Below are 24,292 nucleotides of genomic sequence, written 5' to 3' on the forward strand. Positions count from 1 at the left end.
AGTATAAACGTATCGCGAAGGGGAAAGAGCTTCAAAGCTTTGTCCCACAAGCAATATGAACCTTGAAAACAGAATAGGAAGTTAATCGTGTCACATAATTGCGGACATTGGCGGTGTAGACTCCGGCAACAATAGCCCGATCGGGTTGTAGTACGCGGAATCAACCGCCACCCGTCCCAACTTCAGTAATTCAAGGACAAAATATTGTCCATTGTCGCGGGGGTATAGCTCAACCGGTCAGAGCAGTCGCCTGTCGAGCGAAAGGTTGCGAGTTCAAGTCTCGTTACTCCCGTCAGTCGATTTTAGATTTTAGATTTTAGATTTTAGATTTACTCCACAGGAGAAGAATCTGGAAGCTGGAACTTTGGTCTAAAATCCACACCTCCTGTCGGAAAGCAAGTATGCGTTTTTCGGCGGGGGTCAAAGTCCCGCAGGCAAAAGTCAAGCCGTCTCCCCCTCTGGCGTGAAGATTGCGAGTGCAAACCTCGTCGGGACTCCCAGGTTAGGTGGTCGAGTGGTTGAAGGCGTCGGTCTGCAAAACCGAATTTCGCGGGTTCAAATCCCGCCCTAACCTCTGTTCCTATTTATTCGCAGGAGCAATCTCAAATCTCAAAGAGCAATCCAAAATCCAAAATCTAAAATCTAAAATCGATAGTGCTGTAGGCAAATGGTTTAAGCCGCTTGGTTTTCACCCAAGTGATTTGCGGGTTCAACTCCCGTCAGCACTTCTCGTGGGTCGTTGGCAGAATGGTTTTGCAGCCGCCTTTTAAGCGGATGGATCGAGGTTCAATTCCTCGACGACCTACCAAAATTTCTATCTTGGGTCGGCCCTCCTATTGGCGTGGGTAGCTGTCTGTAAAACAGTAGCTTAAAGCGTTGCTGGTTCAATTCCAGCCCGACCCATTTGCAACTGTATTTAATATGCAGTTGTAAAACAAGAGAGCGTGGTGTAGCCGGATAACATCTCAGTTAATAAAACTGAAGATTGAGGGTTCAAATCCCTCCGTTCTCGCTCGCTGAGGAGAGGTGGCCGAGAGGCTTAAGGCACCTGTTTGCTAAACAGAATCGGATAAAACCGACGCAGGTTCAAATCCTGTCCTCTCCGTTGAAATTTCCCCCGATAGCTCAGTTGGTAGAGTGCTTGTGTGAAGAACAAGAGGTCGTCAGTTCGATACTGACTTGGGGGATTGCGTTGCCTTATAGCTCAATGGTAGAGCAAGCGGTTGTTAACCGCTAGGTTGTAGGTTCGAGTCCTACTGGGGCAGCCATTTTTTAAATTGCCGGGTAGACAAATTGGTACAGTCGCCTATCTCTGAAATAGGAGTTTATGTAGGTTAAAAGCCTACCCCGGCATCCAATTATTGGGAAGTCGCCTAATCGGTATGGCACCGCTCTTTGAAAGCGGAAAAATGCAGGTTCGATCCCTGCCTTCCCAGTTCTGCTATTACCAAAGCAGATAAATTACACTCCTGTAGCCCAATTGGTAGAGGCCGCAATTTCAAAAATTGTGTTGTGTGAGTTCAAATCTCACCAGGAGTACCAAATTTTTAACTAAGTTTTTACTTGCTCCTGTGGCGGAATTGGCAGACGCGGCAGACTTAAAATCTGTTCTATTTTGATTGTGAGTTCGAGTCTCACCAGGAGTACCAACGGGATGTGGCGCAACTTGGTAGCGCGGCGGCTTTGGGAGCCGAAGGTTGCAGGTTCAAATCCTGCTATCCCGACTTTACCCCTGTGATGTAATTGGAAAACATCACTCGCTCAGAACGAGTGTTTTTTGCAGGTTCAAGTCCTGTCAGGGGTATTTGGCTAACAGCCAATTTCTGCTATTTGCTCTTGTGGCGGAACGGCAGACGCGCTAGGTCGAGAGCCTAGTTTTTTACAGGTTCAAATCCTGTCGAGAGCATGAATTTTTAATAAATATAGGAGGAAGTTACAGTGTTTAGAAAAGTTTAGGAAAAAAGTACGCGCGGCGCAGCGATTCCCTAGGGAATCGCCAACTGAAACTTTGCCCCTGTAGCCCAATCGGTAGAGGCGCTAGATTTAGGATCTAGTCAGTGCTGGTTCGATGCCAGTCAGGGGTATTTGGTGACATCGCGGGTGAAGTAGCCTGGGTAGGCTTGGAGGTCTCATAAGCCTCTTAATAGCAGGTTCAACTCCTGCCCCCGCCACCAAAAATGCAGGTGTGATGTAACTGGCAACATGAGGCTCTTGTAAAGCTTTCTTGCGAGTTCAAATCTCGCCATCTGCTTGGGTAATTTTAAATAATGAGGGACGCATCTAATGTCATAAAAAGTAATCTAAATTGCCAAAGAATAGAATTTTATGGAAGTGCGATCGCACTCATTTTTCCAAAAATTGGCGATAATTGAGGTAGAGTAGTTCAAGGTTAAACTATGCTAACAACTGACAACACCTCAATGGGAAAAATTATTACCGCGCTGACCGTGACTAACCGGATCGACCAGGCCGAAGTAGAACGCGGGATTCTCGCTCCCGAACAAGTACGTTCTGTAACTCTGGATAATGTGCTAGTTGATACAGGGGCAACCACTCTTTGCTTGCCACCGCAGATTATTGCCCAACTCGGTTTATCGCTGCTCAAAGAAGTGGATGTAGAGACGGCTAATGGTATTGGGAAAGCCAGAATTTTTCAGGATGCTAAAATTTCTTTGGTAGGGCGCGAAGGAACGTTTGAGTGTTTGGAATTGCCGGGAGGTATGAATCCTCTATTAGGCGTGATTCCTTTGGAAGCGTTGGGAATTGAATTAGATTTGAAAAATCAGCGGTTAATAATTTTACCCATCAGTCCAACGCAAACTTACTTGACAATTTTGTAGAGGCTGTATGTTGAGATTTAATAGTTGCAATCGGTAAAACTAATTGAAGTGCGGATATGGTGCAACGGTAGCATCTGAGTCTTCCAAACTCGCGATACGGGTTCGAGTCCCGTTATCCGCTTGGCTAAAATCGGTACAGGTTTTATTCAATCCAAAATCTAAAATCTAAAATCTAAAATCGGTTTATGGGAGTGTAGCTCAATGGATAGAGCGCGGCGCTTCGGACGCGGATGTTGTGGGTTCGAGTCCTACCACTCTCGTTGTTTTTGCTTTAATTTAAGGAGGTTGATTCCATTGAATGGATAATTTTTTATATAGCCTTTCTCAGGTAGATGAGGTATGAGTATTAATTGGTAATGGGAGTTGATGGCGGTGCTTACCTCACGCAAGCTACATAAGCACAATTAAGAGGGCTAGAGCATCGACTACGTACCTCACTTATTTGAGAACCGCTATAGCAAGATCGATCGCCCTTTGCGTGTCCCAATCTTTGGAGCCTACATACTTTAGTACGAGAGGAAAGGTAACGCTGTCAAAATCGGCGGGCGTTTGAAGAACGGGGAGTGCATTGAACCCGGCAGGTTGGCTTAAAGGTAGCTATCCTTTAAAGAGTGTGTAATAACTCATCGGCGGAGTCCCTCTAGTAACTGAGAAAACGCAATGCTCTTAAAACTTGCACGGAAAGTGCGTGAAGCGCAGCTATCCCGTAGGGAATCGCATATTAACAAAAAATACGGGAGTGTAACTCAACTGGATAGAGTGTCGAGCTTCTACCTCGAATGTTGTGGGTTCAAGTCCTACCGCTCCTGCTGTCTGGGGTTCGTAGCTTAACTGGTAAAGCATCTAACTGGCTGTTAGAAAGATATCGGTTCAAATCCGATCGCAATCCACCACACCAATTTTAGATTTTAGATTTTAGATTTTAGATTTACTCCACAGGTGAATCTTTTACGCGGGGTCATAGCTCAATTGGTAGAGCGCTTGCTTTGCACGCAAGAGGTTAGGAGTTCGATTCTCCTTGATTCCACTGCGGTGTCTGAAGCCAAATCGGTAGCGGCACTGGTTTGTGGAACCAGTAATAGCGGGTTCAATTCCCGTCAGACACCCCTCGGAAGATGCCGCTAAACGGTTGGCAACTGGCCTCGAAAACCAGGGTACAGGTAACTGTAAAGGTTCGATTCCTTCATCTTCCTTTTAATATCAAATCCGGTAAATTATACCGATGATTCTAGGGACACAGCAGTGCTGTGTCCTTGATATTTCTTTTAATGGAAGATGCCGCTAAATGGTTGGCAACTTGTCTTGAAAACAAGGGTACAGGTAACACCTGTAAGGGTTCGATTCCTTCATCTTCCTTTTTCCACCAGAAGTCGAAAAGCGAGACGCCGTGCTGATAACGCGGAAATAGGAGGGGCAGTACCTCCCTGGTGGATGAATTGGTTTATAATAAGATATAGCCTTTCTCAAAAAGATGAGGTATGACTGACAGCTTACATAACCACCCAGAGACTAAGAGGGCCCAAGCCCAACAACGTCCGCGAATCTTTCTGAGAACCGCTATATTATGTGAGGTTAAATTTATATGAATTTACAACATTACAATTACTATCTGGTGGTTGACCTAGAAGCAACTTGCTGCGATCGCGGAAATCTCAAAAAAGAGGAAATGGAAATTATCGAAATAGGAGCGGTGATGGTGCATTCAGAATCTCTAAGTATTGTTGATGAATTTCAAAGTTTCATCAAACCTATTCGCCATCCTATCCTGACTGAATTCTGCAAATCGCTAACATCTATTTCTCAGGCACAAGTCGAGGAAGCTCCCACTTACCCGGAGGCGATCGCACTTTTGAAAAAATGGCTGTCTGGTTACTCAAACGGCGTGTTTGGTTCTTGGGGCGATTTCGATCGCAAACAATTTCAACAAGACAGCAATTTTCACAAAGTACCTTTTCCCATTGCTTATCCTCATGTCAATCTCAAACAATTGTTTACAGAAAAGCAAGGTTTGCGAAAAAGGTATGGCATGGCGAAAGCTCTGCAACTCGCGGGTTTACCGCTAGAAGGAACTCATCACCGAGGCATTGATGATGCGAGAAATATCGCCAAACTGTTGCCTTACATTTTGGAGCGCAAACAGTTGTCCTGATTGGCGATCGTACATACAGCGAGCAAAATTATGGGGAGGTCGCCTAAGTGGAATGGCACCGTAAAAACTTTGGAAAAGCGGCTCCCAAAAGGACGATCGGGTTGGTTGAGTAGGGTAAAAAGTTGCTTCGCGACGTTCCCTGAAAACGCAAACTGGCAGCGGGTTGCGGAGGCACTGAAAGGAATTAACAGTCCGAGATGGGGGCAGTTCCCGTCTGCTTGCCGGCAGTAAGGAAGCGCGTTTCCTGAAAGTTGCTGTCGATCGATGCGGGTTCGAGTCCCGTCCTCTCCATTCAAGGTTCAAGTCCAAATCGAAGAGTTTCAACCCGTGCCCTAACAGTTAAAGCATACATACTCGGCTGTTAACCGACTAAAACCAATGCTTTACGCACTTGCACGGGTTGAACCTCAGAACCTCAGTTGTTCTTGAGGTCTAAATCGCGATCGTAGCTGCCGATTGGCCGCAGTCTGGTCATCAACTGCTTCAGCAAGAAGCCGTTGCTGTTCCAAGCGGTATAAGGAGTAGCCCCTTGTCCCTTCAGGCACAAGGTTTGTCGGGCTTTGTTGTGGCAGATATTCGCTAGCAGGCTGACGACTGACACTAAGCCGAGTTCATCGACTAGGGCTTCGAGTTCATCTTGGGTCACAAGCACACCTCCAGGGTTGACTATTCCTGAAATATACCATATAGTACCTTTCAAAGGTACTTCAAGTATACCAATAGTTACTTGTCCTCAGTTTCGTCCACGAGGTTGTATTCCTTGACGGCCGCCATGACTAGCAGAGTTGACATGGGAACTCCAGTCTGCTGGGAGAGTTTTCTCAGTTTTTCGTGCAAACGCTTGGGAACTGTGACTTTAATCACAGCAGTCTCTTCTTTGTCAGCCATTTCAAGCAGTCATGTTTAGTTGACACCAGCTTATCCTCTTTCGGAGTACCGATCGCGGCTGGCTGCGATCGTCTGTAGGGATGCGGGCGCAGCGCGATAAAATGGCTGCTGCTGCGAAACTGTGCGCTAACCAATAAAAAGGTCGATCGCAAATATCTAACCAAGGGAGCGATTGGATATATTAGTTACATTCAGAAGCAAGCAGTAACCAAACAACTTAATAAAAAAGGTGAAACATGAGAAAATTAAAATATTACGTGGCTTGTACAGTTGACGGGTTTATTGCTCGCGAAGATGGCTCATTTGATTGTTTTCCGATGTCAGGAGAGCATTTTGCTGATTTGTTCGATTCCTTTCCTGAAACTTTTCCGGCTCACTTTCAGGAAGCACGAGGCATTCGTGCAGAGAACAAGCAGTTTGATGCTGTTTTGATGGGACGCAAAACCTATGAAGTAGGACTAAATGTTGGTATGACTAATCCTTATCCCACCCTGAAGCAGTATGTGTTTTCGCGCAGTATGAAAGCCAGTCCAGATGAGAATGTCGAACTTGTTTCCGATGATGCTGTTGGATTGGTTAAGAAATTGAAAAAGGAAACAGGAAAAGACATCTGGCTGTGCGGAGGTGGCGATTTAGCGGCAACAGTTGTTTCCGAGATTGACGAGATGATTGTCAAGTTAAATCCGGTAATTATCGGAGCAGGAATCCCTGTGTTTTCGAGGGCTATCTCACCTACAAATCTGGAATTGGTCGATCGCAAAATCTACAGCAACGGTTTCATGTTGTTTCATTATCGATTGCAGAAATGAGGTGTTTGTGCGATCGTATCAAATAGCATCAATAAAAAGTTTGGGATGGAAGGTGCTGCCGCAGGGACGGCGACTTGTCTTGAAAACAAGAGTGCAGTTAACTGTAGGAGTTCGATTCCTCCAGCTTCCTGTTTCCACCAGAAGTCGAAAAGTGAGACCGTGCTGATAACGCGGCGACAGGAGGGGCAGTACCTCTAGGAGTGGATTGGTTTATAATAATTCTAGATTTGCTAGTCATTCAACATAGAAGCCATGAGCATTCAAGTTCTCAAATTAGAATTGATTCAGTGGATTTTGTTATTGAAGGATATTCAACTTTTAAACGAAATCCAAAAACTGAAAGAAAAGTCACCTGAAAAGACTGCTGTCCTCCAACCTCGTCAATTTGGCTGTGGCAAAGGGATTTTTACTTACGTTGCAGATGATTTTGATGAAAAACCTCCTGGTTTTGAAGAATATATGTTGCCATGAAATATCTAATTGACACTCACATTCTAATTTGGTTTGTTGAAGGTAACGATCGCCTTGATGAAGATGTGCGAGCGTTGATTGCTAATCCTGTAAATGAAATCTAGATCGGCCAAGCTAGTCTGTGGGAACTTACTATCAAAATCAGTATCGGTAAGTTGTCTTTGTCTATTTCTGTCTCAGATGGCATTTCCCGACATTCGCGTATCCGTTGAGAGACTTTTCGGGTGATTGGGATCGCTCGTCATAAATTTATACAAAAATAGTTGAATTTTCAGAACAGTTGTGTTATAGTAGCCTAGATGCGGGAGTATAGCTCAGTTGGTTAGAGCAGGTGACTCTTAATCTCAAGGTCGAAGGTTCAAGTCCTTCTACTCCCATCCCAAATCCTGAACCCAAATTTATCGAAACTCACGAGTGCAGTCAACGGCTGTAGCGGTTGGATGAGTGTGAGTGTTTGCGTTGTGGGATTTTTAATGTCGATCGACCGATCGGATCTGTCGATCGATAAAAGTGCGTTAGCGAAGCCCTCGAAGAGGATCGCCCAAGCTATTTTTAAACTGAATAACAACAGGAAATGGTGATTAGCTATGATGGCAAATCTCTCGGGGCGCTGCTATGCGGGCGATCGCGATTTAGATGCGATCGCACATTTAATCAATACTTGCGAAGAAGTCGATCGGCTCGATGAAGGCACTTCCATCTCGGAACTACAACAAGAATTTAACGCACCGTCCCTAGACAAAGCCCGCGATATCTGCCTTTGGGAAGATGCGGAGGGAAAATTAATCGGTTTTGCTCAGTTGTCGGTTTCTGAGCCTGGGGAAGTAATTGACGGTTGGCTGTGGTTTCGCGTCCACCCCGACGCGCGCGGAGGCGATGTGGAAGCAGCCGCGATCGCCTGGGGTGAAGTGCGGATGCGCGAAGTGTCTGCGGTGCGGGGCGCGCGCGTGAAGCTGCGAACCTACGCGCGCGCTGAGGATTGCGATCGCATTTCTGTGCTGACAAGTTGCGGTTTTAAAGTCGATCGCTATTTTTGCCGCATGGCGCGATCGCTGTCTGAACCAATCCCAGAACCGCACTTCCCCCAAGGTTTCGCCCTGCGTCAATTCCCCGGCGAACAGGATGCGGAAGCTTGGGTAGAAATGTTCAACCAGTCGTTTATCGATCACTGGAATCATCACGATTTAACCGTGGATAAATTTAAGCACGAGTTAGCTAAACCCGATTACAGAAATGATTTAGACTTGATTGCTGTTGCTGATGACGGCACATTTGTCGCTTTTTGTTACTGCGAGATTAGTGTGCAAGAGTGCGATCGTACCGGGCGCAATGAAGGCTGGATTGCTTGTCTCGGCACTCGGCGCGGCTTCCGCAAAATGGGATTGGGACGAGCGATGTTGCTCGCTGGTTTGCATCGACTGAAAGCTGCGGGTGTGGCTACTGCTATTCTCGGCGTGGATGCTGAAAATTCATCAGGTGCATTGCGGCTTTACGAATCAGTCGGCTTTCACAATATTCGCAACAGCATTTCCTATGTTAAGGATGTTTGATTGATATTTTTTGGTGAAACAACCCGGTTTCTGGCTACCCGTGCATAAGTCCTATCTAATTATGGGCGGGCAGGATGCCCAACCCACAATCAAATTCACGGGCGGGCAGGATGCCCAACCCCTACTCCCCACAATCAAATTCATTCTTCGCTTCACAGGCATCTTGCCTGTTCCTGACAATAGTGCAAGATATCCGATCTAAAAAAACTTTTGCTACCCCCTTGACATCTATGTAGTACGTATGTAGTATGTAAATATGGAAAGCGCAGGACAAGCAAAAACCTGTATTTTCCGTGCAAATTCTGAACCTTGACAACTAAATATTGCTCAATTTTTAAGGAACATCAATTTGAAAGTCTTGCAATAGAGACTCGATTGTCATGTTGTTACTTTATACGAGACTGTTCGGTTACAAACTGACTCGGCCCGAGTCAGATGCTGTACGAAATCAGTCTAATTTCAACGAATTTCATGCGGATTCAGAACAGACAAGTTCAGCCAGATTTCAATCAACCAAAAAGGCTGAGGAAATCCGCAAAATCAAACAAGTTTATCATTTAGAACGGCGCTTATTTTAGTAAAGATTATCAGATTTCGTGAATCTTTACCGATACTGGCAATTTGCTAAGTCTCACAAAAAGCCAAAGTCGAGAGCAGATAAGCTACCAATTTCAAATCCAAAATTGCTCTAGGAGGTATCGGTAATGGTTCACATTCGTTTTGAAGGACGTTCCTATGACGTGGCAGAAAACCAACTGGGTATCGCGGCAGGAATGAGCGACAAGGCTATTAAAGAACGTCTGGCCAACCATTTTGATGTCAAGGGCGATCGCTTCGAGTCTTACGTGCTCGATCGCCGTCCCAGCGGGGATTTAATTGTCCGCCCAGAAGCTGTTTACGGCTAGGAATTCACTTAAAGCACGTATTAGGCAGCGCACCCCAACTAAAGAAGCTTACAAACTGGATACGTTCGACTTAAAATCGAATTGTAGGTTCGAGTCCTACTTGCCGCGAGGCTAAAGCTTCTCTGACTTGTGCGCTGCCTTTTATAGCTGAAATTTTTATATCTATCGGGCGCTTAAAAGTTCCACTTCGCGCCCAAACAAAGGAAGCTTACATACTAGCTCTTGGTAGAGCATTTCTCTTAAAAGAAAAGGTCGCAGGTTCAACTCCTGCGTATGTGCCAATGGCTTTCTTAACTTGCGCGAAGTGACTTTATTTACTATAAAAAAGCAAAAAATTTTTAGCAGTTTAGGAGAAATGAAAAGTCAAATTTTTCTAGTTTATAGATGAGAAAAATCCTGTTCTGCGCCCTAACAAATGAAGCGCATACACACAATTCAACCAATTGGTCGCAGGTTCAAATCCTGCCAGTCCCGTTTAAGGGACTGTAGCTCAGGGGTAGAGCGATCGGCCTGTCAAAACGCTTTGCTAACTTGCGCGGAACATCTCATATCAAATCCGGTTTCAATATCTCCTTTCTCAGTCTCTTAGAGAGGGATTTTGTTTGACTCTCGATCGGTTTAAACCGAGTACGCAATGGATTTTTAACGCTGATTTAGTATCTTAGGCAAAGTTGACTTATGAGCGAACATCGCTTAGCTGAAAATGTCATTGAGCGGCCTCGGGGAGGGTTGAGAATCAGCTCAAGAAAGATAAAAGGGCAAAAAACATCTCTGGTAAAACTAACTGAAGAAGCTACTACAGATGGACTGCTTAGCCCCTACTTAATTAAGCCGAGAAACAAGACAAAATGGTTTTCCGATTGTCTGGGGCCGCTGTACCAATGGCTGCAATCTCATGTAGGTCAGTATTGGGATGATGTTTACAGCAAACTGTGTCAAATTCTCGATATCACTACTTTATCCGGCCAACATATTGTCTCTCATGTATGGGGCTATGTGGAACGGAATGTTGTGTTAGTTGATGGAGTTCCTTATCATAAAAACCGTGAATTTTACGATACAGCTCTTCCTCTTGGTTATTGGTACAAGCAACTTTACGTCCATCCTGAGACTGGAATTCTTTGCTTAGCTAAGAGACTTCCGAAAGTACCTGAAAAAAAGCCAGATGATTTTGTATTCGTAGATGCTTATCATCATTATCGCAAAATAGATGATTTGTGGTATGCGTTCGAGCTAGCAGATATTGAACCCTTGGCAATAAACACAAATAAATCTTCTGTGAACCGGGAGAAGTACGTTGCGAGCAAACGTCAGTGCAACAAGAAACAAATTAAGTTCATCATGGAACGACTAAGCAAAAATTAGTCTTTTTACTTCGCGCCCCAATCGAGAAAGTTTACATACTAGCCAAACGGTAAGGCGCTTGACTTAAATTCAAGTATATGCAGGTTCAAATCCTGTGAACAAACGACTTTTTCAACTTGCGCGAAGTGATTTTTATCCTAATTTTTAGATGTGAAAGTGGTGAGGAAGGAGAATTAAATTATGAAAACTACAACTATAATTTACCGATCGCCCAGCGAGATAGACAGTCTGATTCATGCTTTCCAAGAATGCAGCTTGCCGCGAAGTCAATGGACGCACGAAGCGCATTTAACCGTTGCTCTGTGGTATCTGTTTTATGACTCAGAGCAAGAAGCAATCAATGCGATTCGCAATGGCATTAAACTTTACAACTCGGTTCAAGGAATTGAAACCACACAAAACAGCGGGTATCACGAAACGCTAACGCTGTTTTGGGTGCGAATTGTTCGCCGGTATCTCGCCGGTGAAAGTCACAATCGCTCGATCGTACATCTGGCTAACGGTTTGATTGCAAAATATGCCGATTCCCTACGGGATAGCTCCGCTTCACGCACTTTACCATTTCGCTATTACACCCGCGATCGCCTGATGTCCTGGGAAGCCAGAAATAGTTGGGTTGAACCCGATTTGAAGCCCCTCGAATCCGAAACAGCCAGGGATTTCAATCCATCGCGGAATGAGGCGATAAGCACAAAATATTAGTTAACAATCAAAATGGGAGATTGTACAATGAATATGAATGCAGCCGAGCGGGATTTACGTTTGGAACTGCTCAACTCTCTGCTAACCACTCCTCACCGTGTATTAGAAAAAGTAGCAGAAATTCACAAGTTAATTATCGAATTAGACCCCATTTTTTACGGTCATTTAGCAGTGTGGTATCAGCGTCACGGCGACGTGCGCGATCACAAGGAAGTTTTTGCCGGAAACTTGCTAACTTCGGCGCTGACGGAACACCGAGATGCGGGTTTTATGATGCTGCAAGAGTTCCCTCCCTACGAGGTTTCGCGGATTGTGGACTTTATGAAGCGGCACCAGAATAAGGTGCCCCGCAGCGCGCGCACTGCTGTCACTCGCTATCTGAAATCGCGGGAAAAGAATCCGCAGTTTTTCGATCGCGCCGCCCTCCGCAACCGCAAGGCGATGAAGCATTTGTACGCAACGCTGCACGTCAAGCCGAGCGATCGCGCTAACGCTATTCTCTTCAAAGACAATCCGCCGGAAGACTCTCTGGCATTCGTTTTGAAGCAGTTGGCGAAGGCGGCGACACCTGCGGAACAGGCGAATTTGATTGTTGAGTACAAGATTCCGTATACGATCGCAGTTGGTGCGATCAAACAGCTAACGCCAACAGTTTTGGCCGCGCTGATTAACTCGATGTCGCCGCAGGAAGTCATCAACAATTTGAAATCGATTCAGTCGCGCGGCGCGATGGAACACCCGGAAGTCAAGCAGTTGATTGATTCCAAGTTGGATGAAGCGGCAAAGTGCGATCGGGTTTCTGCTTACAAAGCGAGTGTTGCGGGTGCGGGCGCGAACTTCGACGCAGCAACGGTGGCGAAGCTGGAAGCGGTGACAAACGAACAGGTGAAGAAGCGCGGCAAGATTGCGAAAGCAACTGGTTTGTTGATTGACAAGTCGGGAAGCATGGAAAGTGCGATCGAAATCGGTAAGCGTCTCGCTGCCTTGATTTCCGGCATTTCCGACGCTGCACTGTTCGTCTACGCCTTTGACACCATGCCGTATCCAGTGCAAGCAAACGGCAGCGAATTGACAGACTGGGAACGCGCTTTCAAGCACATCCACGCTGGCGGCGGCACAAGTTGCGGTTGCGCGGTGGAAGCAATGCGGATTAAAAAGCAGGTAGTCGATCAATTTATCATCGTAACAGATGAAGGCGAAAACTCTTCACCTTACTTCGTGGATGCTTATCCTAATTACTGCAGCAGGTTGGGAGTAATTCCTGATGTTGTAATTGTGCGAGTTGGTGCTTGGTGCAAAGATGTTGAGAAGCAATTGAAGGACAAACAAGTATCGGTGGAAACCTTTACGTTTGCCGGCGATTACTACTCCTTGCCGAATTTAGTGCCGATGTTGAATCGTCCTTCGCGCTTGGAATTGTTGATGGAAATTCTCGACACGTCGCTGCCGGTGAGGGATGATAAGTAAATTGTAGGGTGCGCCGTAGCGCACCTTACTTATTATATGCTAAAATTGGCACGGAGCTGAAGGACAAGACACTATGAAACTAGCTGAAGCTTTAATTTTAAGAGCAGACTGTCAAAAAAGAATGGAACAACTGCGATCCAGATTGACAAGAAGTGCTAAAGTACAGGAAGGAGAAGAACCTCCCGAAAATCCCCAAGCACTGATTAGCGAAGTAGATGCAGGGGTGCAAGAACTGGAAGACTTAATTAAGCAAATTAACAAGACTAATTCGCTGACAACTCTGGAAGATGGAGTGACTTTATCAGATGCTTTAGCCAAGAGAGATGTTCTCGCCCTCAAGCGCGGCATCTACAAGTCTTTAGTTGACGAAACCGCTGTTAGGCAAGACCGCTATACTCGATCGGAAGTCAAATTTTTCAGTACGATCGACGTTGGTGAATTGCAAACGCAAATGGCTCGAATGTCTAGACAGTATCGGGAGTTAGATACTAAAATACAGCAAGCAAACTGGAATACTGAACTTATCGATTGAGCAAGTTGGTAGCCAATGCAATAGAAGCGAGCACAAACCCAGCCAATTGGGTTAAGTTGGCATCTGCCATGCTAAGTGGCTTAGATGAATGAGGGGTCATTCTAAAATCTCACAAATTAAGCCCAATATTGTCACAAGCGTACAGGGCATTGTTAAAGTTACTACCGCGTGCTGGTCTATTGATATTGGTGAGGGTGGGTTAGGGGTTTCTTGCTCAATTGCAAAAAGTATTGCGAATTCCAGTAAGCTGTGGAGCATTTAAACCACTAACGATCTAGGTATGGTGCGTCATTCGCGAACACGCTCCGCTTACATGGGAAACGATGAAAGAACTGACGCACCCTACAATCGTCTTTTAAATGCCGAACAGCTTATGATGTCAACTGAGATTACATACACTGAAGCTGAAGCAAATTTAAAAAATCTGTGCGATCGCGCTGTTGAAACTGGGGAACTAATAGTTATTACTAGACCTAACGGCAAAAATGCAGTTTTGATTTCTGAGGCAGAATTAGAAAGTTTGCTAGAAACGCTTTATTTGCTGAGGTCGCCTGCCAATGCAACTCGTTTGTTTGCAGCATTAAAGAGAGCTAAATCAAGAGTCATTCAACCTCAGACACTCGATGAAATTTGCCAAAAATTTGGAATTAATGAAGAGGATGATAGTGAAAATGAGGTAGCGATCGCCAGTTAAACCATTGATGACAGAATCACAATCTTCTACTATACTCTAAACTTGGGAGGAGCAGTTGGTGACTTCAATATTAATCAAAGATTTAGCAACCGAATTAGAGCTTTTCACCGAAGACCCCGTGGAAAGATTTATTACCAGCGGGGTAAGTTGGCAACAGTATGAACAACTACTGACTCAACTCGGAGATAGTCCTTGGTATCGGGTTACTTATTTAGATGAAGTGCTGGAAATTATGTCCCCAAGTCGCCGTCACGATCGAGATAAAACCAATATTGGGATGCTGCTAGAAGCGTATTTTCAAGAAACACGGACTCGGTTTTGGGGATTGGGTTCAACTACCTTCCGCATTCAAGCAAAAAAGGGCGGTACAGAACCGGATGAGTGCTATTGTATCGGTACAGAAAAAGAATTTCCTGATTTAGCGATCGAGGTTGTACTCAGCAGTGGCGGCCTGGACAAGTTAGCAGTTTACAAAAAGCTCGGAATCAGAGAGGTTTGGTTCTGGAAAAATTGTCGCTTTGAGGTTTATCATCTTCGGGGAGAGGAATATGAAAAAATGCAGCCAAGCGAGTTGTTGCCGAATTTGGATTTATCACTGATTGCAGAGTATGTACAACGCCCCGACCCCCTTGAGGCGGTGTTGGAGTTTCGGGAAAGAGTTAGAGAAAATTTAGGGGGAAGTTGACATTTAATATCAATCTTTACTCCCAAACATCTCCCTCAATATCCTCAAGCGACAACTTTTTAGCTATTTTCAATTATTCTCTAGTTTGAGCGATAATTTCTAGTAATTCTGGATTAGCGATGGATGACACTAACTGGGAATCCGCAGCAGCCAAAGCCGCGCGCAACTTTTCTGAAGTCAGTGCGGGATATTTATCTAACACCTGCTGTTCCGTCCATCCCGCAGCAAAGAGCCCCAGCAAGAATTCTACAGACAATCGAGTTTCTGGCGCTGCTGGTTGACTTGTTGAAGCTTTTGGGTTTGGATGAATGAGCTTTCGCCAGTCCATTGTTTTACTTAAACGATTTGGGAAGATTCCGCCGATTATACTGCATTTGGACACAGTAGAAACACGGGCCTCGTTGACTGACTTTGCAACAGTGCCACCGCAGGTCATATCATTTTAGATTTCAGATTTTAGATTTTAGATTGGGAATCACTGATGACTTAAGGGTTTGGAGTTTGGCTAGAGTCCCATTTTTTTTGAGCTGGTGTCATTTCCCGATTTTGCGATTAAATTGTTATTACGATCGCAGTACAGCACTTTCTTATAGAGTAGAGTGATGGGGTAGCGACGGGGCGATCGCCCTTTTTCCTTTTGTCCGTTTCAATACCAAACGGCGTTAGCGAAGCCCTCGAAGAGGATCGCACTAAATCTCAACCTACTGTGCAACCCACTGTGCAACCCACTGTGCAACCCACAATACAACTACTTTAACTTCTTAAAACTATGGGAAAAAAGTCGAAAGCCCAAAAATCCCAGGTCAAAAAATCCAGTTTGCTCTGCCAGCGACTGCAACAAGCTCTCGATCGAGGCAGTAAAGTTTGGATTAAAACAAATAATAGCAGTTTCGGCGGCATCCCGATTAATCTGTTCGGGGAGTTTGCGGAACTTTTGGTGATAGTTCCCCCTAACGAACAGGCGGAAAATATCGATGCTTACGGACAAGTTACGTGGCTGATTAGACTCTCTGATATTATTGCACTAGCTTATCCTACTGAATACTGGTCTAAAGATAGATTAGAAAGTTTGCTGCCACCCGATGCAGTTACTTCCGAAGTAGGAGATTAACTGTAAGGTGCACATGGTGCACTCTACTTTTAGCCGATTTGTATTCGGTAAGGTGCGCCCAGCGCACCTTAAACGTACTATTTTCTAACCTGTTTTACCAGCGAAAATCTACACGGCTCCGACCAATATTTATCTGTTTAATTAGTTGTTGCAAGCAGAAAGCTGGACTTTACAGTTACCGCCATCTAGTTCGCTGCAACCGGCGAGAGCTTGAGCTTCTGCTGCTGCTTTATCGCCGCCCCAGCCCGCACCTGCTCCTCCTTTGCCTACGGCGATCGCTCCACAATTATTGCTATTAGATGTCAGCGGTTCGCAGTCGTTAGCACCTTCGCTTTGTTCATTGCAGACGGCTACTGCTGCGTTTAGTGCTTCTTTTTCTGTAGCATGATCCCAACTAATACCAGTGGCATCAGAAGTCGGAGAATAAGCAGTAGCTCCATAGGTGTTCTGAGCTTTAGCTACCTGGACTGAGCCAAAAATAGGAAGTGTCAAAGCTGTGAATACAACCCACTTAGAAAAAAGCTTTTGCAGCATATTTACTTAAGATATTTACAAGGTCAAGTTGCGAGGTTCGCTCAATATTATATTAGGATATTGATTCGAGTCAACAGTATTTATAAATCTTTATATTTATTTAATTTAAAAGTGTGTTATAGCCTTTCTCAGTAACATGAGGTGCTCTCGGCTCTAGGGCATAGGGCATAGGGCATAGGGCATAGGGCATAAGGCATACCTCACTTTATTGAGAACTGCTATAGGTAAAAAAAATTAAGATTACGGAGGTCATTTCAGTGGCAGATATCCGCAAAATTATCAGCAAACTCGCCGCCCAAGAAGGGCAGCTACTCGATACCCAATTCCTGGCTCCTTGCGTGCGGGGGGGAAGGGTGCGGACAAGGATAGGTGGCATGACTTATCTGTTTCAACCCCAGCCGCAAAACTTTGAAGGATGGGCTATTTTTGAGCCTGTAAATGAGAACGTTGCTGCTGTAATTGAGGAGCCTATTTGGCCGCAAGTGGCAGAGTATTTGCAACTACTCATGCCGATTCGGTTGCATTTGGCTTGCGTACTACAAGGGCAAACTTGGCTGGCTTATCCTGTTAATGAATCTGACGCTAAACAGCGCACTGGTGCTGCTAAACCCGTACCTGTTCATTTAGTAACTAAAGGCTCGCAGTTCGAGCAGAGTGTGGCGCGGTGGGACGGTGATTGTTTTTGGTTTGAAGAAATTGACAGGCGCGCCAATCCGCTGCATTCTGAAAAGTTAAGAATAGCTTTGAAAGAGTTGATTTTGCCTCAAGATGTTCGCTTTAAAGGGATGACACCAGAAATGCGAACTGTTTACGAATTGGTGTCCCGAAATATTAAATATTTCGATCCGAATGTGCAGGCCGAACAGCGTTTGCAGCGGGCGTTGAAGATGGGCGGCGGCGAGTTGCGGGATTTTTGCGATCGCCAAAATTATTGGCTGGTTGAATGGACTAGCGAGAGTGGAGAACATCACACTTCTGCGATCGCCAAAAATGATTTGACAGTTATGAGTGCTGGCATTTGTCTCAGCGGATTGGACAAAGACTTCGACTTGCAATCATTAGTTGGAGTAGTTGAAGATAGATAATGGGAATGGGGAATTGGGCAAACAGGGCATGGGGCATCGGAGAATATCTAATAGTTAGTTGTCAGTTGTTAGTTGTTAGTTGTTAGTTGATCCTGGTTTTTATAAAAAATAATCAAGAAATAACCAATGCCCAATGCCCAATGCCCAATGCCCAATGCCCAATGACCTGTTTGCCCAATGCCCAATGCCCAATGCCCAATTCGCAATTACTATGAGTATATTTTTTCACGAACAACTTTACAGAAGTGCCGCAGTGATGTCGCTGATAAAAAATTTCCCGGTAACGGTGTGCGGCGCGGGCGCTTTGGGTGCGAATATAACAGAAAGTCTGGCGAGATCGGGCTTTTGTCAGTTAAAAGTCATCGATCGCGATCGCATCGAGGAACGCAACCTTTCCACTCAACCTTATTATCGATCGGACATCGGCGCATTCAAAGCCAAAATTCTCGCCAACAACCTCTACCGCGCTTTGGGAGTCAGCATTGACGCGCACTCAAAAGAATTGACACCCGCAAATGCCGATCGGCTGCTTGCTAACAGTGCCGCTGTCATCGATACTTTTGATAACAGTGTCGGCCGGCAAGCAGTCAAGGATTACTGTGCGAGTGTCTCGATTCCCTGCGTGCACGTCGGATTAGCTGCGGATTACTCAGAAATAATTTGGAACCAACACTATCGGGTTCCTTCAGCGGCGAATGATGACGTTTGCGATTACCCGCTGGCGAGAAACTTGGTAATGCTGACAGTTGCAGTTGCCTGCGAAGTAATTGTTACCTTTGCTGCTACCAAAGAGCAACAAAATTTAACTTGCACGATCGGAGATTTTGCCGTTAAGCCACTTATATTGTAGAATGTCGGTTGACTGTTGCCAGAAACCCGGTCGAGATTGGATACGTCCATCCCAGAAACCCGGTTTCTCACCCTCAAACAATCGTCCAACTTGCAAAAAACGCTTGAGAAAATTAACAGGGAAAGTATGTCCGAACAAGTTTGTACTGGTACTATTTCACTAGAATGCAAGCCAAAACCGCCCCCTCCCCCGCCTCCGCCTCCGCCTAAGAAGAAGCCGGAGTCGCCTTTTGTGATTTTACTAGCATTTCTAGTTCTATTGATTTTGACTGGTATCGGTGGCGGAGCATATACTGCTTCATCAAGTGACGCAATTTGCGCGCCGCACGATGATTGCAACGAACCAGAATTCAGACCCCATAAAAGGATTTTAAAACACGGATCGAGAGGGGCAGATGTGAAGAAACTGCAAAAGTTGTTGAACGCGCGGGGCTTGTCCCCACACCCGATCGTAGTTGATGGCGTGTTCGGGCCGACAACTCTCACAGCAGTGAAGAAATTTCAGCGGCAAAATCATCTTCATGTAGACGGAGTTGTGGGAGGCAAAACTTGGGACAGACTGTTTGCTAGTTCGTAACTTTAAGCACCGGACAACAAAGGTTCCTAAGTCATCATTGCTAATCATTAATCCCTGCGGTTTGTAGTTGTGCAGATAGCGCATTTTGTGCAACTACAGACACAGAAGCTGCAATCAAAAATCAATCGTCTACTAGATTGCTAATGAATGAAGTTTGAGATTTTTGGTTTGGTCGATCGAATGAAAAATTAACAGGGAAAATATGGCAGGATCGCAGACTTTTTATTATTTACTAGCAGTTCTCGCGCTATTAGTTTTGACGGGCACAAGTAGAGCCAACTATGCAGCGGGCGACGCAGTTTGCCACACTAATGATTGCCATAGACCAGAGGTGAGACACCATAAAAGGATTTTAAAATGCGGCTCGAAAGGGGAAGATGTGAAGAAACTGCAAAAGTTGTTGAACGCGCGGGGCTTGTCCTCACACCCGATCGTAATTGATGGCGTTTTCGGTCCGACAACCGAAAATGCAGTGAAAAGATTTCAGCGACAAGCGGATATTCCTGTAGACGGAGTTGTGGGAGGCAAAACTTGGGACAGACTGTTTGCTAGTTCGTAACTTGAAGCACCGGACAACAAAGGTTCCTAAGTCATCATTGCTAATCATTAATCGCTGCGGTTTGTAGTTGGACAGATAGCGCATTTTGTGCAACTACAGACACAGAAGCTTTAATCAACAATCAATCGCATATCTAGATTGCTAATGAATGAAGTTTTAGATTTTTGGTTTGGTCCATCGCACTCTCCTGAGTTTGGCAAAGTCCACAAGAAATGGTTTGAAAAAGATGCGGATTTTGATGCCGAAGTGCGATCGGGCTTTCTGCCGCAATACGAACTAGCCGCCTCCGGTAAACTCGATTCCTGCCGAGATTCCCCCGAAAACTGCCTAGCATTAATTCTACTGCTCGATCAATTTCCGCGCAATATGTTTCGCGCCACACCTCAAGCATTCGCCACAGACAGCAAAGCTTTAGCTACCGCCGAATACGCTGTTAATCATAACTTCGATCGCGAATTGCTGACTGTACAAAAATTGTTTATTTATCTCCCTTTTCAACACAGCGAAAACTTAGAAAACCAGCAAAAATCTGTCGAACTATTTAGCCAACTCAGCGGCGAACCTGACAGCGATTCACTCATTGAATACGCGCAGCAGCATTTGGAAATAATCGAGCGTTTTGGGAGATTTCCCCACCGCAATCAAATTCTCGGACGAGAAACAACCCCCGAAGAAGCAGAGTTTCTGAGACAACCCGGTTCGGGATTTTAAAGCGATCGCAAAACCTTTAGGCTACTTATAGCCTTTCTCAGAAAGATGAGGTACGTAGTTGGGCTTCAGCCCCTCTCAGTTTAAGTGGTTATATAATCTGTCAATCATACCTCATCTTTTTGAGAAAGGCTATATACCAATTCTCGCCTCCAGAAAGCAACAATGATGAGTGTGGGTTTGTTTGCGCTCACCCTGTATGCACCGGTGCGTCGCTCAAAGATTGTGGATATTAATTTAATATTTAAGGGTGGCGACGCACCCTACAGATACTGTTGCATGAGTTTTGATAATTAGTATTAAATTATCAATATAGCAATCCTCGCATCAGTCGCAAAATCGAGCAAGACCAGAATCCTTGCAGTGCGAGCCAGAAAGCTCGCGTATAATGCAAGCAAATCATTTAGGATTGCTATAGATCGCCCGATCGTCAGCCGCGATACTGCACTCGATAAATCCGGTTATTCGCTTCCTCAGTAAACAGCAAACTCCCGTCAGGTAAAACCAGCAAACCAACAGGCCGCCCCCAAGTTTTCGGGCCCGACGGATCTGTCAGAAAACCTGTCAGAAAATCCTCATAATAACCTTGAGGGCGTCCGTTCGCCGCATTAAAAGGTACAAACACGATTTTATAACCAGTTCCAGCGTTCCGATTCCAACTGCCGCGAAACGCCACAAATGCCCCATTGAGGAATCTTTTGGGAAACGTTTTCCCGTCGTAAAACTGAAGTCCCAAAGCCGCCGAATGCGCCTGAAACAGCACGTCTGGCATTAATGTTTTAGCCGCTAAATCAGGTCGATCGCTCGTACCGTTTCGGACGTGGCGCGGGTCGAGCAAATTCGGCTTAAAATAAGCGTAAGGCCAGCCGTAAAACTCGCCTTGACGAATTCTTGTCAAGTAATCCGGCACCAAATCATCTCCCAAACCGTCGCGTTCGTTGACTGTTGTGTAGAGTTGATTGGTTTTTGGGTGAAAATCCAATCCCACCGGATTTCGCAAACCGGAAGCAAAAATTTGCGGGTTCTTGCCGTCCAAATTCATCACTTGAACAGACGCCCTCGGCAGCGCTTCGGCATCGGCATTAGACTGCGATCCAACTGATACGAAAAGCTTGCTCTTGTCGGGGGAAACGACAACATTTCGCGTCCAGTGTTGGTTGTAGCCGCCGCCCGGTAAATCGGCAATTTTTTGACCGGTACCGGTCAATTGTTCCTGTCCTTGTGTGTAGGGAAATCGGCGGACTTCAGCGGTATTTCCGAGGAAAAAATAGCGATCGGCAAAAGCCATGCCAAAGGGAATATTTAACCCGTTTTGGGCACTTGCAAAAGTTTTGCGAACCTCAGCAACGCCGTCGCCGTTGGCATCCCGCAGCAGCGCAATCCGATTCTGCCGGGTTTCTGTTACCAAAACATCGCCTGTGGGCGTCAAAGCCAGCCATCGGGGAGCGTCTAAATTGTCAGCAAAAACGTTGACGACAAAGCCAGGAGGTACTTGCAGCAATGGCGATGCGGGAATCGGTACTACTTGAGGAGGTTTTGAGGCGCTTTCGCTGGCTCCTGGCTGCGGCAAAGAAGTTGCAACAATGCGGATTGGCTGCGGTGAAAGCGGTTTGGTCGGTACAATTTGACTTGTCCCAACATTTGCCAGCGGTGCACGGGAGGGAATTTGCGACAGGGGGCCGTTGTCGCCCACAGCAGGCGCGATCGCATCTGTAGCTCGATCGCACGCAATCACCGGCAACAGCAGAATTAGCAACAAGAAACGCAGGTAATACATAGCAGCCATTTCTCAACAATTGCTGGACAATTCTATTATTCTAACTGCTGTTAAACAGCGAAGCCACCGCCGACGCGGTGGCTTAATTCCGTTTACAAATCTAGCTCTACCACAGTCCTCTCACAGGAGCGGGAGCCGGAGCCGGAATCGGACGGGGAGCCGGAATCGGAGCGGGAGCCGGACGCGGTGGCGGAGCCGGACGCGGTGCCGGAGCCGGTAATGGGGCCGGGCGCGGTGCCGGTGCTGGGATTGGGGGACGAACAACGGTTGTGGCTACCACCTTATAATCGGGGATCACTACGATGTTTTCCACCTGAGCTCCAGCTACGGTGGCTCTGATTTTCATTCCCGGTACGAGACCAATAATTTTCAGGACGCATTTTTGAATCCTGAGAGTTCTGTACGGCGCGTTTTCTTCGCGAATTGTTACTACGTCGCCGACAATACTTTTGACAAAACCGATAACAGTTCGAGTGCTTGCTGTTGTTGTGGTCTGCGTTTGGGCTATTTGAGTTGCAGGGTTAGCCATCGCAGGATGTACTGAGACCGCCGAAATTAGCACCGACAGGGTTGCACCTGTCAATAATTTGATGTTCTGAAGACGCATTGAAACCTCACATTAACTGCTATTTAGGGTCGGGTTTGCTTCCGCTGCGCGAAAGTCCCAACCTCTATACCTAATCCAGTTTAATCCCCAGAGTAGGAAATTTAGGACAATCTCAAAAAAAGATTATCGAACAAGTATTGAAAGACTAAATTTTACATCATAAGTTCCCGATTTACAACAAGTTCAGCGGTTCGCATCTCTAGAGTGTTGGCGTGATATATTGAGTTTGTTCGATCGACCGTTGCAGTTTTTTAAGCCAACCTCAGTGTTGCTGCTGGGCGGGAAACTCTGCCAAAAGACAGATTGTGCTTGCCGGATGCTGCAGCGCCAGAGTTTCAATTCTCGATCGCCAGCCGGCCACTGCTAAAAAATCAAATTAGTCGGAGGTAAAATTTAATCATTTTCTTGCAGGATTTAGGCATAAACCGGGTTTTTTCACGAAAATTTCTCGCGGCTCGCCACCGATCCCCTGATAAATACCAGGTTTTTTTGGTATTTATGCCTAAGTATTGTGTTGACTTACAAGTTATCAGTTGTGGAATTTAAACTAGGAACTGCGTAGCATTTGCACTCAAAAAACCCTCTCAAAAATTTAGTAACCGGGTGCGGTTTGCGGATAATTAGATAGGAACTTTGTAGGAACTGCTGGTGAGGAATTTAACGAACAAAACAATGGTGAACAGCAAATTTTTGTTGAACAAGTTAATTGTGTTGAGCTTGAGTGCAGCCGCGCTGTCGGTCGTCCTACAGCAGCAGGCGGCTGCCGAACCTGTTGCTAATTCAAGTAATAGCGCGATCGCAGCGCAGCGACCCAAATCTGAGGCAAAATTGCCGAATCTCCCAGCCCCAGAACTACCGCCCTTGGGAGAACCATTTCGGCATATTCCGCAGGAACCACAACCTCCGGTAAATCCAATTGAAGAAGTGCGTTTAGTGCTGAAATTGCGAGAACGCCGCGTCTATCTGTACCGACAAAATAAGGTGCAAGCCAGTTTCCCGGTTGCTGTGGGAAAAGGCGGCTGGGAAACTCCTACAGGCAGTTTTAAAGTTATTCAAATGATCAAAGATCCTGTTTGGCAAAATCCTTGGACGGGAGAACTTATTCCTGCTGGGCCGGACAATCCATTAGGCAGTAGGTGGATGGGGTTTTGGACGGATGGCAAGAATGTGATTGGTTTTCACGGTACTCCGAATCCAGAGTCGATCGGGGGGGCGGCTTCTCACGGCTGCGTGAGAATGTTTGATAAAGACGCACAGACTTTATTTGAGAAAGTCGCAATTGGAACGCCGGTGATAGTTGAGCATTAATTATTCGGAGGTTGCGGTGCACAAAAACACATGAACAGGCAAGATGCCTGTTCCACAAAGACTTAAATTTGGTTGTGGGGTGGGCATCCTGCCCGCCCATGAAAGACTTATTGATAATGC

At 45.8% G+C, this 24,292-nt stretch carries 26 protein-coding genes and 28 tRNA genes; 47 read left to right on the plus strand and 7 right to left on the minus strand.

Features of this window, described 5'->3' with window-relative positions:
* Window positions 1-218 precede the first annotated feature (218 nt).
* The 27 genes from QUA56_RS06265 to QUA56_RS06395 all read left to right on the plus strand — a co-directional run bounded on the left by QUA56_RS06265 (window position 219) and on the right by QUA56_RS06395 (window position 4,989).
* A tRNA-Asp gene (locus QUA56_RS06265) sits at window positions 219-292 on the plus strand.
* A gap of 208 nt (window positions 293-500) precedes the next feature.
* A tRNA-Cys gene (locus tag QUA56_RS06270) sits at window positions 501-574 on the plus strand.
* A gap of 79 nt (window positions 575-653) precedes the next feature.
* Window positions 654-728, plus strand: a tRNA-Glu gene (locus QUA56_RS06275).
* Window positions 729-733: 5 nt separating this feature from the next.
* Window positions 734-808: transfer RNA gene (locus QUA56_RS06280), tRNA-Lys, on the plus strand.
* A gap of 13 nt (window positions 809-821) precedes the next feature.
* Window positions 822-903, plus strand: a tRNA-Tyr gene (locus QUA56_RS06285).
* A gap of 35 nt (window positions 904-938) precedes the next feature.
* A tRNA-Tyr gene (locus QUA56_RS06290) sits at window positions 939-1,012 on the plus strand.
* An 8-nt stretch (window positions 1,013-1,020) separates the two neighbouring features.
* Window positions 1,021-1,105: transfer RNA gene (locus QUA56_RS06295), tRNA-Ser, on the plus strand.
* Between the two features lie 9 nt (window positions 1,106-1,114).
* A tRNA-Phe gene (locus QUA56_RS06300) sits at window positions 1,115-1,187 on the plus strand.
* A gap of 6 nt (window positions 1,188-1,193) precedes the next feature.
* Window positions 1,194-1,268, plus strand: a tRNA-Asn gene (locus QUA56_RS06305).
* 10 nt (window positions 1,269-1,278) lie between these two features.
* Window positions 1,279-1,357 (plus strand) — tRNA-Gln (locus QUA56_RS06310).
* Window positions 1,358-1,362: 5 nt separating this feature from the next.
* Window positions 1,363-1,436 (plus strand) — tRNA-Gln (locus QUA56_RS06315).
* 29 nt (window positions 1,437-1,465) lie between these two features.
* Window positions 1,466-1,542: transfer RNA gene (locus QUA56_RS06320), tRNA-Leu, on the plus strand.
* A gap of 23 nt (window positions 1,543-1,565) precedes the next feature.
* Window positions 1,566-1,649, plus strand: a tRNA-Leu gene (locus tag QUA56_RS06325).
* A gap of 1 nt (window position 1,650) precedes the next feature.
* Window positions 1,651-1,724 (plus strand) — tRNA-Pro (locus QUA56_RS06330).
* Window positions 1,725-1,728: 4 nt separating this feature from the next.
* Window positions 1,729-1,804: transfer RNA gene (locus QUA56_RS06335), tRNA-Leu, on the plus strand.
* A 28-nt stretch (window positions 1,805-1,832) separates the two neighbouring features.
* Window positions 1,833-1,906, plus strand: a tRNA-Leu gene (locus QUA56_RS06340).
* A 104-nt stretch (window positions 1,907-2,010) separates the two neighbouring features.
* Window positions 2,011-2,084: transfer RNA gene (locus tag QUA56_RS06345), tRNA-Leu, on the plus strand.
* A gap of 95 nt (window positions 2,085-2,179) precedes the next feature.
* Window positions 2,180-2,251: transfer RNA gene (locus QUA56_RS06350), tRNA-Thr, on the plus strand.
* A 145-nt stretch (window positions 2,252-2,396) separates the two neighbouring features.
* Window positions 2,397-2,840, plus strand: a complete 444-nt coding sequence (locus QUA56_RS06355) for a retroviral-like aspartic protease family protein (RefSeq protein WP_333354676.1) — start codon at window positions 2,397-2,399, stop codon at window positions 2,838-2,840.
* A gap of 50 nt (window positions 2,841-2,890) precedes the next feature.
* Window positions 2,891-2,961 (plus strand) — tRNA-Gly (locus tag QUA56_RS06360).
* A 66-nt stretch (window positions 2,962-3,027) separates the two neighbouring features.
* A tRNA-Arg gene (locus QUA56_RS06365) sits at window positions 3,028-3,100 on the plus strand.
* Between the two features lie 475 nt (window positions 3,101-3,575).
* Window positions 3,576-3,649 (plus strand) — tRNA-Arg (locus QUA56_RS06370).
* 7 nt (window positions 3,650-3,656) lie between these two features.
* Window positions 3,657-3,733, plus strand: a tRNA-Ala gene (locus QUA56_RS06375).
* 61 nt (window positions 3,734-3,794) lie between these two features.
* A tRNA-Ala gene (locus tag QUA56_RS06380) sits at window positions 3,795-3,867 on the plus strand.
* A gap of 5 nt (window positions 3,868-3,872) precedes the next feature.
* Window positions 3,873-3,946: transfer RNA gene (locus tag QUA56_RS06385), tRNA-His, on the plus strand.
* Window positions 3,947-4,110: 164 nt separating this feature from the next.
* Window positions 4,111-4,196: transfer RNA gene (locus QUA56_RS06390), tRNA-Ser, on the plus strand.
* Window positions 4,197-4,422: 226 nt separating this feature from the next.
* Entirely contained in the window at window positions 4,423-4,989 is a 567-nt protein-coding gene (locus QUA56_RS06395; RefSeq protein ID WP_333354679.1) for a 3'-5' exonuclease, read from the plus strand.
* On the opposite strand, the gene QUA56_RS06400 is transcribed toward QUA56_RS06395, so the two are convergent.
* The 3 genes from QUA56_RS06400 to QUA56_RS06410 form a co-directional block, all read right to left on the minus strand.
* Window positions 4,959-5,285: a hypothetical protein gene (locus QUA56_RS06400; protein ID WP_333354681.1), complete on the minus strand. Its 327-nt coding sequence runs from the start codon at window positions 5,283-5,285 to the stop codon at window positions 4,959-4,961. The two genes, QUA56_RS06395 and QUA56_RS06400, sit on opposite strands and share 31 nt — an antisense overlap.
* Window positions 5,286-5,404: 119 nt before the next feature.
* The gene (locus QUA56_RS06405) at window positions 5,405-5,635 is read right to left on the minus strand and encodes a hypothetical protein (RefSeq protein ID WP_333033740.1); all 231 of its coding nucleotides are present in this window, start codon (window positions 5,633-5,635) and stop codon (window positions 5,405-5,407) included.
* 77 nt (window positions 5,636-5,712) lie between these two features.
* Window positions 5,713-5,877, minus strand: coding sequence for a ribbon-helix-helix domain-containing protein (locus QUA56_RS06410; RefSeq protein ID WP_333354683.1), 165 nt, complete (start codon window positions 5,875-5,877; stop codon window positions 5,713-5,715).
* 236 nt (window positions 5,878-6,113) lie between these two features.
* On the opposite strand from QUA56_RS06410, the gene QUA56_RS06415 reads away from it, so the two are divergent.
* The 13 genes from QUA56_RS06415 (at window position 6,114) to QUA56_RS06475 (ending at window position 15,057) form a co-directional block, all read left to right on the plus strand.
* A complete protein-coding gene (locus tag QUA56_RS06415; protein ID WP_333354686.1) occupies window positions 6,114-6,686 on the plus strand; it encodes a dihydrofolate reductase family protein in 573 nt (190 codons plus the stop codon).
* A gap of 252 nt (window positions 6,687-6,938) precedes the next feature.
* Entirely contained in the window at window positions 6,939-7,157 is a 219-nt protein-coding gene (locus tag QUA56_RS06420; protein WP_333354689.1) for a hypothetical protein, read from the plus strand.
* A gap of 303 nt (window positions 7,158-7,460) precedes the next feature.
* Window positions 7,461-7,534 (plus strand) — tRNA-Lys (locus QUA56_RS06425).
* A 210-nt stretch (window positions 7,535-7,744) separates the two neighbouring features.
* Entirely contained in the window at window positions 7,745-8,707 is a 963-nt protein-coding gene (locus QUA56_RS06430; protein WP_333354692.1) for a GNAT family N-acetyltransferase, read from the plus strand.
* 704 nt (window positions 8,708-9,411) lie between these two features.
* Window positions 9,412-9,612, plus strand: a complete 201-nt coding sequence (locus tag QUA56_RS06435) for a hypothetical protein (RefSeq protein WP_190657014.1) — start codon at window positions 9,412-9,414, stop codon at window positions 9,610-9,612.
* Window positions 9,613-9,822: 210 nt separating this feature from the next.
* Window positions 9,823-9,893 (plus strand) — tRNA-OTHER (locus tag QUA56_RS06440).
* A 397-nt stretch (window positions 9,894-10,290) separates the two neighbouring features.
* Window positions 10,291-10,977, plus strand: coding sequence for a hypothetical protein (locus QUA56_RS06445; protein ID WP_333354695.1), 687 nt, complete (start codon window positions 10,291-10,293; stop codon window positions 10,975-10,977).
* 39 nt (window positions 10,978-11,016) lie between these two features.
* Window positions 11,017-11,074, plus strand: a tRNA-Leu gene (locus QUA56_RS06450).
* An 83-nt stretch (window positions 11,075-11,157) separates the two neighbouring features.
* On the plus strand, window positions 11,158-11,679 hold the full coding sequence (locus QUA56_RS06455) for a hypothetical protein (RefSeq protein ID WP_333354698.1): 522 nt from the start codon (window positions 11,158-11,160) through the stop codon (window positions 11,677-11,679).
* Between the two features lie 27 nt (window positions 11,680-11,706).
* Window positions 11,707-13,146: a hypothetical protein gene (locus QUA56_RS06460; protein WP_333354701.1), complete on the plus strand. Its 1,440-nt coding sequence runs from the start codon at window positions 11,707-11,709 to the stop codon at window positions 13,144-13,146.
* 73 nt (window positions 13,147-13,219) lie between these two features.
* Window positions 13,220-13,678, plus strand: coding sequence for a DIP1984 family protein (locus QUA56_RS06465; protein ID WP_333354704.1), 459 nt, complete (start codon window positions 13,220-13,222; stop codon window positions 13,676-13,678).
* Window positions 13,679-13,958: 280 nt separating this feature from the next.
* On the plus strand, window positions 13,959-14,372 hold the full coding sequence (locus tag QUA56_RS06470) for a type II toxin-antitoxin system prevent-host-death family antitoxin (RefSeq protein WP_333354707.1): 414 nt from the start codon (window positions 13,959-13,961) through the stop codon (window positions 14,370-14,372).
* A 58-nt stretch (window positions 14,373-14,430) separates the two neighbouring features.
* Window positions 14,431-15,057 carry a Uma2 family endonuclease gene (locus QUA56_RS06475; RefSeq protein WP_333354710.1) on the plus strand — a complete coding sequence of 209 codons (627 nt, stop codon included), beginning with the start codon at window positions 14,431-14,433 and terminating at the stop codon, window positions 15,055-15,057.
* 73 nt (window positions 15,058-15,130) lie between these two features.
* Here the strand turns inward: QUA56_RS06475 and QUA56_RS06480 are convergent, their stop codons facing one another.
* Window positions 15,131-15,385, minus strand: coding sequence for a DUF433 domain-containing protein (locus QUA56_RS06480; protein WP_333354713.1), 255 nt, complete (start codon window positions 15,383-15,385; stop codon window positions 15,131-15,133).
* A gap of 441 nt (window positions 15,386-15,826) precedes the next feature.
* Between QUA56_RS06480 and QUA56_RS06485 the strand changes: the two genes are divergently transcribed.
* On the plus strand, window positions 15,827-16,168 hold the full coding sequence (locus QUA56_RS06485) for a hypothetical protein (RefSeq protein WP_333354715.1): 342 nt from the start codon (window positions 15,827-15,829) through the stop codon (window positions 16,166-16,168).
* Window positions 16,169-16,309: 141 nt separating this feature from the next.
* Here the strand turns inward: QUA56_RS06485 and QUA56_RS06490 are convergent, their stop codons facing one another.
* Entirely contained in the window at window positions 16,310-16,702 is a 393-nt protein-coding gene (locus QUA56_RS06490) for a DUF4189 domain-containing protein (protein WP_333354718.1), read from the minus strand.
* A gap of 257 nt (window positions 16,703-16,959) precedes the next feature.
* Here QUA56_RS06490 and QUA56_RS06495 point away from each other — a divergent pair, with 257 nt between their 5' ends.
* From QUA56_RS06495 to QUA56_RS06515, 5 genes are all read left to right on the plus strand, one after another.
* Entirely contained in the window at window positions 16,960-17,787 is an 828-nt protein-coding gene (locus tag QUA56_RS06495) for a hypothetical protein (protein ID WP_333354720.1), read from the plus strand.
* Between the two features lie 211 nt (window positions 17,788-17,998).
* On the plus strand, window positions 17,999-18,637 hold the full coding sequence (locus tag QUA56_RS06500) for a ThiF family adenylyltransferase (RefSeq protein ID WP_333354900.1): 639 nt from the start codon (window positions 17,999-18,001) through the stop codon (window positions 18,635-18,637).
* A gap of 15 nt (window positions 18,638-18,652) precedes the next feature.
* Window positions 18,653-19,213 carry a peptidoglycan-binding domain-containing protein gene (locus QUA56_RS06505; RefSeq protein ID WP_333354723.1) on the plus strand — a complete coding sequence of 187 codons (561 nt, stop codon included), beginning with the start codon at window positions 18,653-18,655 and terminating at the stop codon, window positions 19,211-19,213.
* A gap of 202 nt (window positions 19,214-19,415) precedes the next feature.
* Window positions 19,416-19,772, plus strand: coding sequence for a peptidoglycan-binding domain-containing protein (locus tag QUA56_RS06510; protein WP_333354726.1), 357 nt, complete (start codon window positions 19,416-19,418; stop codon window positions 19,770-19,772).
* A gap of 144 nt (window positions 19,773-19,916) precedes the next feature.
* A complete protein-coding gene (locus tag QUA56_RS06515) occupies window positions 19,917-20,483 on the plus strand; it encodes a DUF924 family protein (protein WP_333354729.1) in 567 nt (188 codons plus the stop codon).
* Window positions 20,484-20,910: 427 nt separating this feature from the next.
* Here QUA56_RS06515 and QUA56_RS06520 read toward each other — a convergent pair whose 3' ends face one another.
* Both QUA56_RS06520 and QUA56_RS06525 read right to left on the minus strand, forming a co-directional pair.
* On the minus strand, window positions 20,911-22,266 hold the full coding sequence (locus QUA56_RS06520) for a PQQ-dependent sugar dehydrogenase (RefSeq protein ID WP_333354732.1): 1,356 nt from the start codon (window positions 22,264-22,266) through the stop codon (window positions 20,911-20,913).
* 97 nt (window positions 22,267-22,363) lie between these two features.
* On the minus strand, window positions 22,364-22,864 hold the full coding sequence (locus tag QUA56_RS06525) for an autotransporter (RefSeq protein WP_333354735.1): 501 nt from the start codon (window positions 22,862-22,864) through the stop codon (window positions 22,364-22,366).
* A gap of 672 nt (window positions 22,865-23,536) precedes the next feature.
* On the opposite strand from QUA56_RS06525, the gene QUA56_RS06530 reads away from it, so the two are divergent.
* Window positions 23,537-24,172, plus strand: a complete 636-nt coding sequence (locus tag QUA56_RS06530) for a L,D-transpeptidase family protein (RefSeq protein WP_333354738.1) — start codon at window positions 23,537-23,539, stop codon at window positions 24,170-24,172.
* Window positions 24,173-24,292 lie beyond the last annotated feature (120 nt).

This window comes from Microcoleus sp. N3A4, assembly GCF_036701805.1.
Taxonomy (GTDB): Bacteria; Cyanobacteriota; Cyanobacteriia; order Cyanobacteriales; family Microcoleaceae; genus Microcoleus.

Coding starts and splice junctions, on each gene's coding strand:
- QUA56_RS06445 (WP_333354695.1), top strand. CDS start 10,291: ATGAGCGAACATCGCTTAGCTGAAAATGTCATTGAGCGGCCTCGGGGA.
- QUA56_RS06415 (WP_333354686.1), top strand. CDS start 6,114: ATGAGAAAATTAAAATATTACGTGGCTTGTACAGTTGACGGGTTTATT.
- QUA56_RS06465 (WP_333354704.1), top strand. CDS start 13,220: ATGAAACTAGCTGAAGCTTTAATTTTAAGAGCAGACTGTCAAAAAAGA.
- QUA56_RS06355 (WP_333354676.1), top strand. CDS start 2,397: ATGCTAACAACTGACAACACCTCAATGGGAAAAATTATTACCGCGCTG.
- QUA56_RS06460 (WP_333354701.1), top strand. CDS start 11,707: ATGAATATGAATGCAGCCGAGCGGGATTTACGTTTGGAACTGCTCAAC.
- QUA56_RS06420 (WP_333354689.1), top strand. CDS start 6,939: ATGAGCATTCAAGTTCTCAAATTAGAATTGATTCAGTGGATTTTGTTA.
- QUA56_RS06470 (WP_333354707.1), top strand. CDS start 13,959: ATGGTGCGTCATTCGCGAACACGCTCCGCTTACATGGGAAACGATGAA.
- QUA56_RS06530 (WP_333354738.1), top strand. CDS start 23,537: ATGGTGAACAGCAAATTTTTGTTGAACAAGTTAATTGTGTTGAGCTTG.
- QUA56_RS06515 (WP_333354729.1), top strand. CDS start 19,917: ATGAATGAAGTTTTAGATTTTTGGTTTGGTCCATCGCACTCTCCTGAG.
- QUA56_RS06455 (WP_333354698.1), top strand. CDS start 11,158: ATGAAAACTACAACTATAATTTACCGATCGCCCAGCGAGATAGACAGT.
- QUA56_RS06520 (WP_333354732.1), bottom strand. CDS start 22,266: ATGGCTGCTATGTATTACCTGCGTTTCTTGTTGCTAATTCTGCTGTTG.
- QUA56_RS06435 (WP_190657014.1), top strand. CDS start 9,412: ATGGTTCACATTCGTTTTGAAGGACGTTCCTATGACGTGGCAGAAAAC.
- QUA56_RS06500 (WP_333354900.1), top strand. CDS start 17,999: ATGAGTATATTTTTTCACGAACAACTTTACAGAAGTGCCGCAGTGATG.
- QUA56_RS06490 (WP_333354718.1), bottom strand. CDS start 16,702: ATGCTGCAAAAGCTTTTTTCTAAGTGGGTTGTATTCACAGCTTTGACA.
- QUA56_RS06410 (WP_333354683.1), bottom strand. CDS start 5,877: ATGGCTGACAAAGAAGAGACTGCTGTGATTAAAGTCACAGTTCCCAAG.
- QUA56_RS06525 (WP_333354735.1), bottom strand. CDS start 22,864: ATGCGTCTTCAGAACATCAAATTATTGACAGGTGCAACCCTGTCGGTG.
- QUA56_RS06430 (WP_333354692.1), top strand. CDS start 7,745: ATGATGGCAAATCTCTCGGGGCGCTGCTATGCGGGCGATCGCGATTTA.
- QUA56_RS06485 (WP_333354715.1), top strand. CDS start 15,827: ATGGGAAAAAAGTCGAAAGCCCAAAAATCCCAGGTCAAAAAATCCAGT.
- QUA56_RS06480 (WP_333354713.1), bottom strand. CDS start 15,385: ATGGACTGGCGAAAGCTCATTCATCCAAACCCAAAAGCTTCAACAAGT.
- QUA56_RS06395 (WP_333354679.1), top strand. CDS start 4,423: ATGAATTTACAACATTACAATTACTATCTGGTGGTTGACCTAGAAGCA.
- QUA56_RS06510 (WP_333354726.1), top strand. CDS start 19,416: ATGGCAGGATCGCAGACTTTTTATTATTTACTAGCAGTTCTCGCGCTA.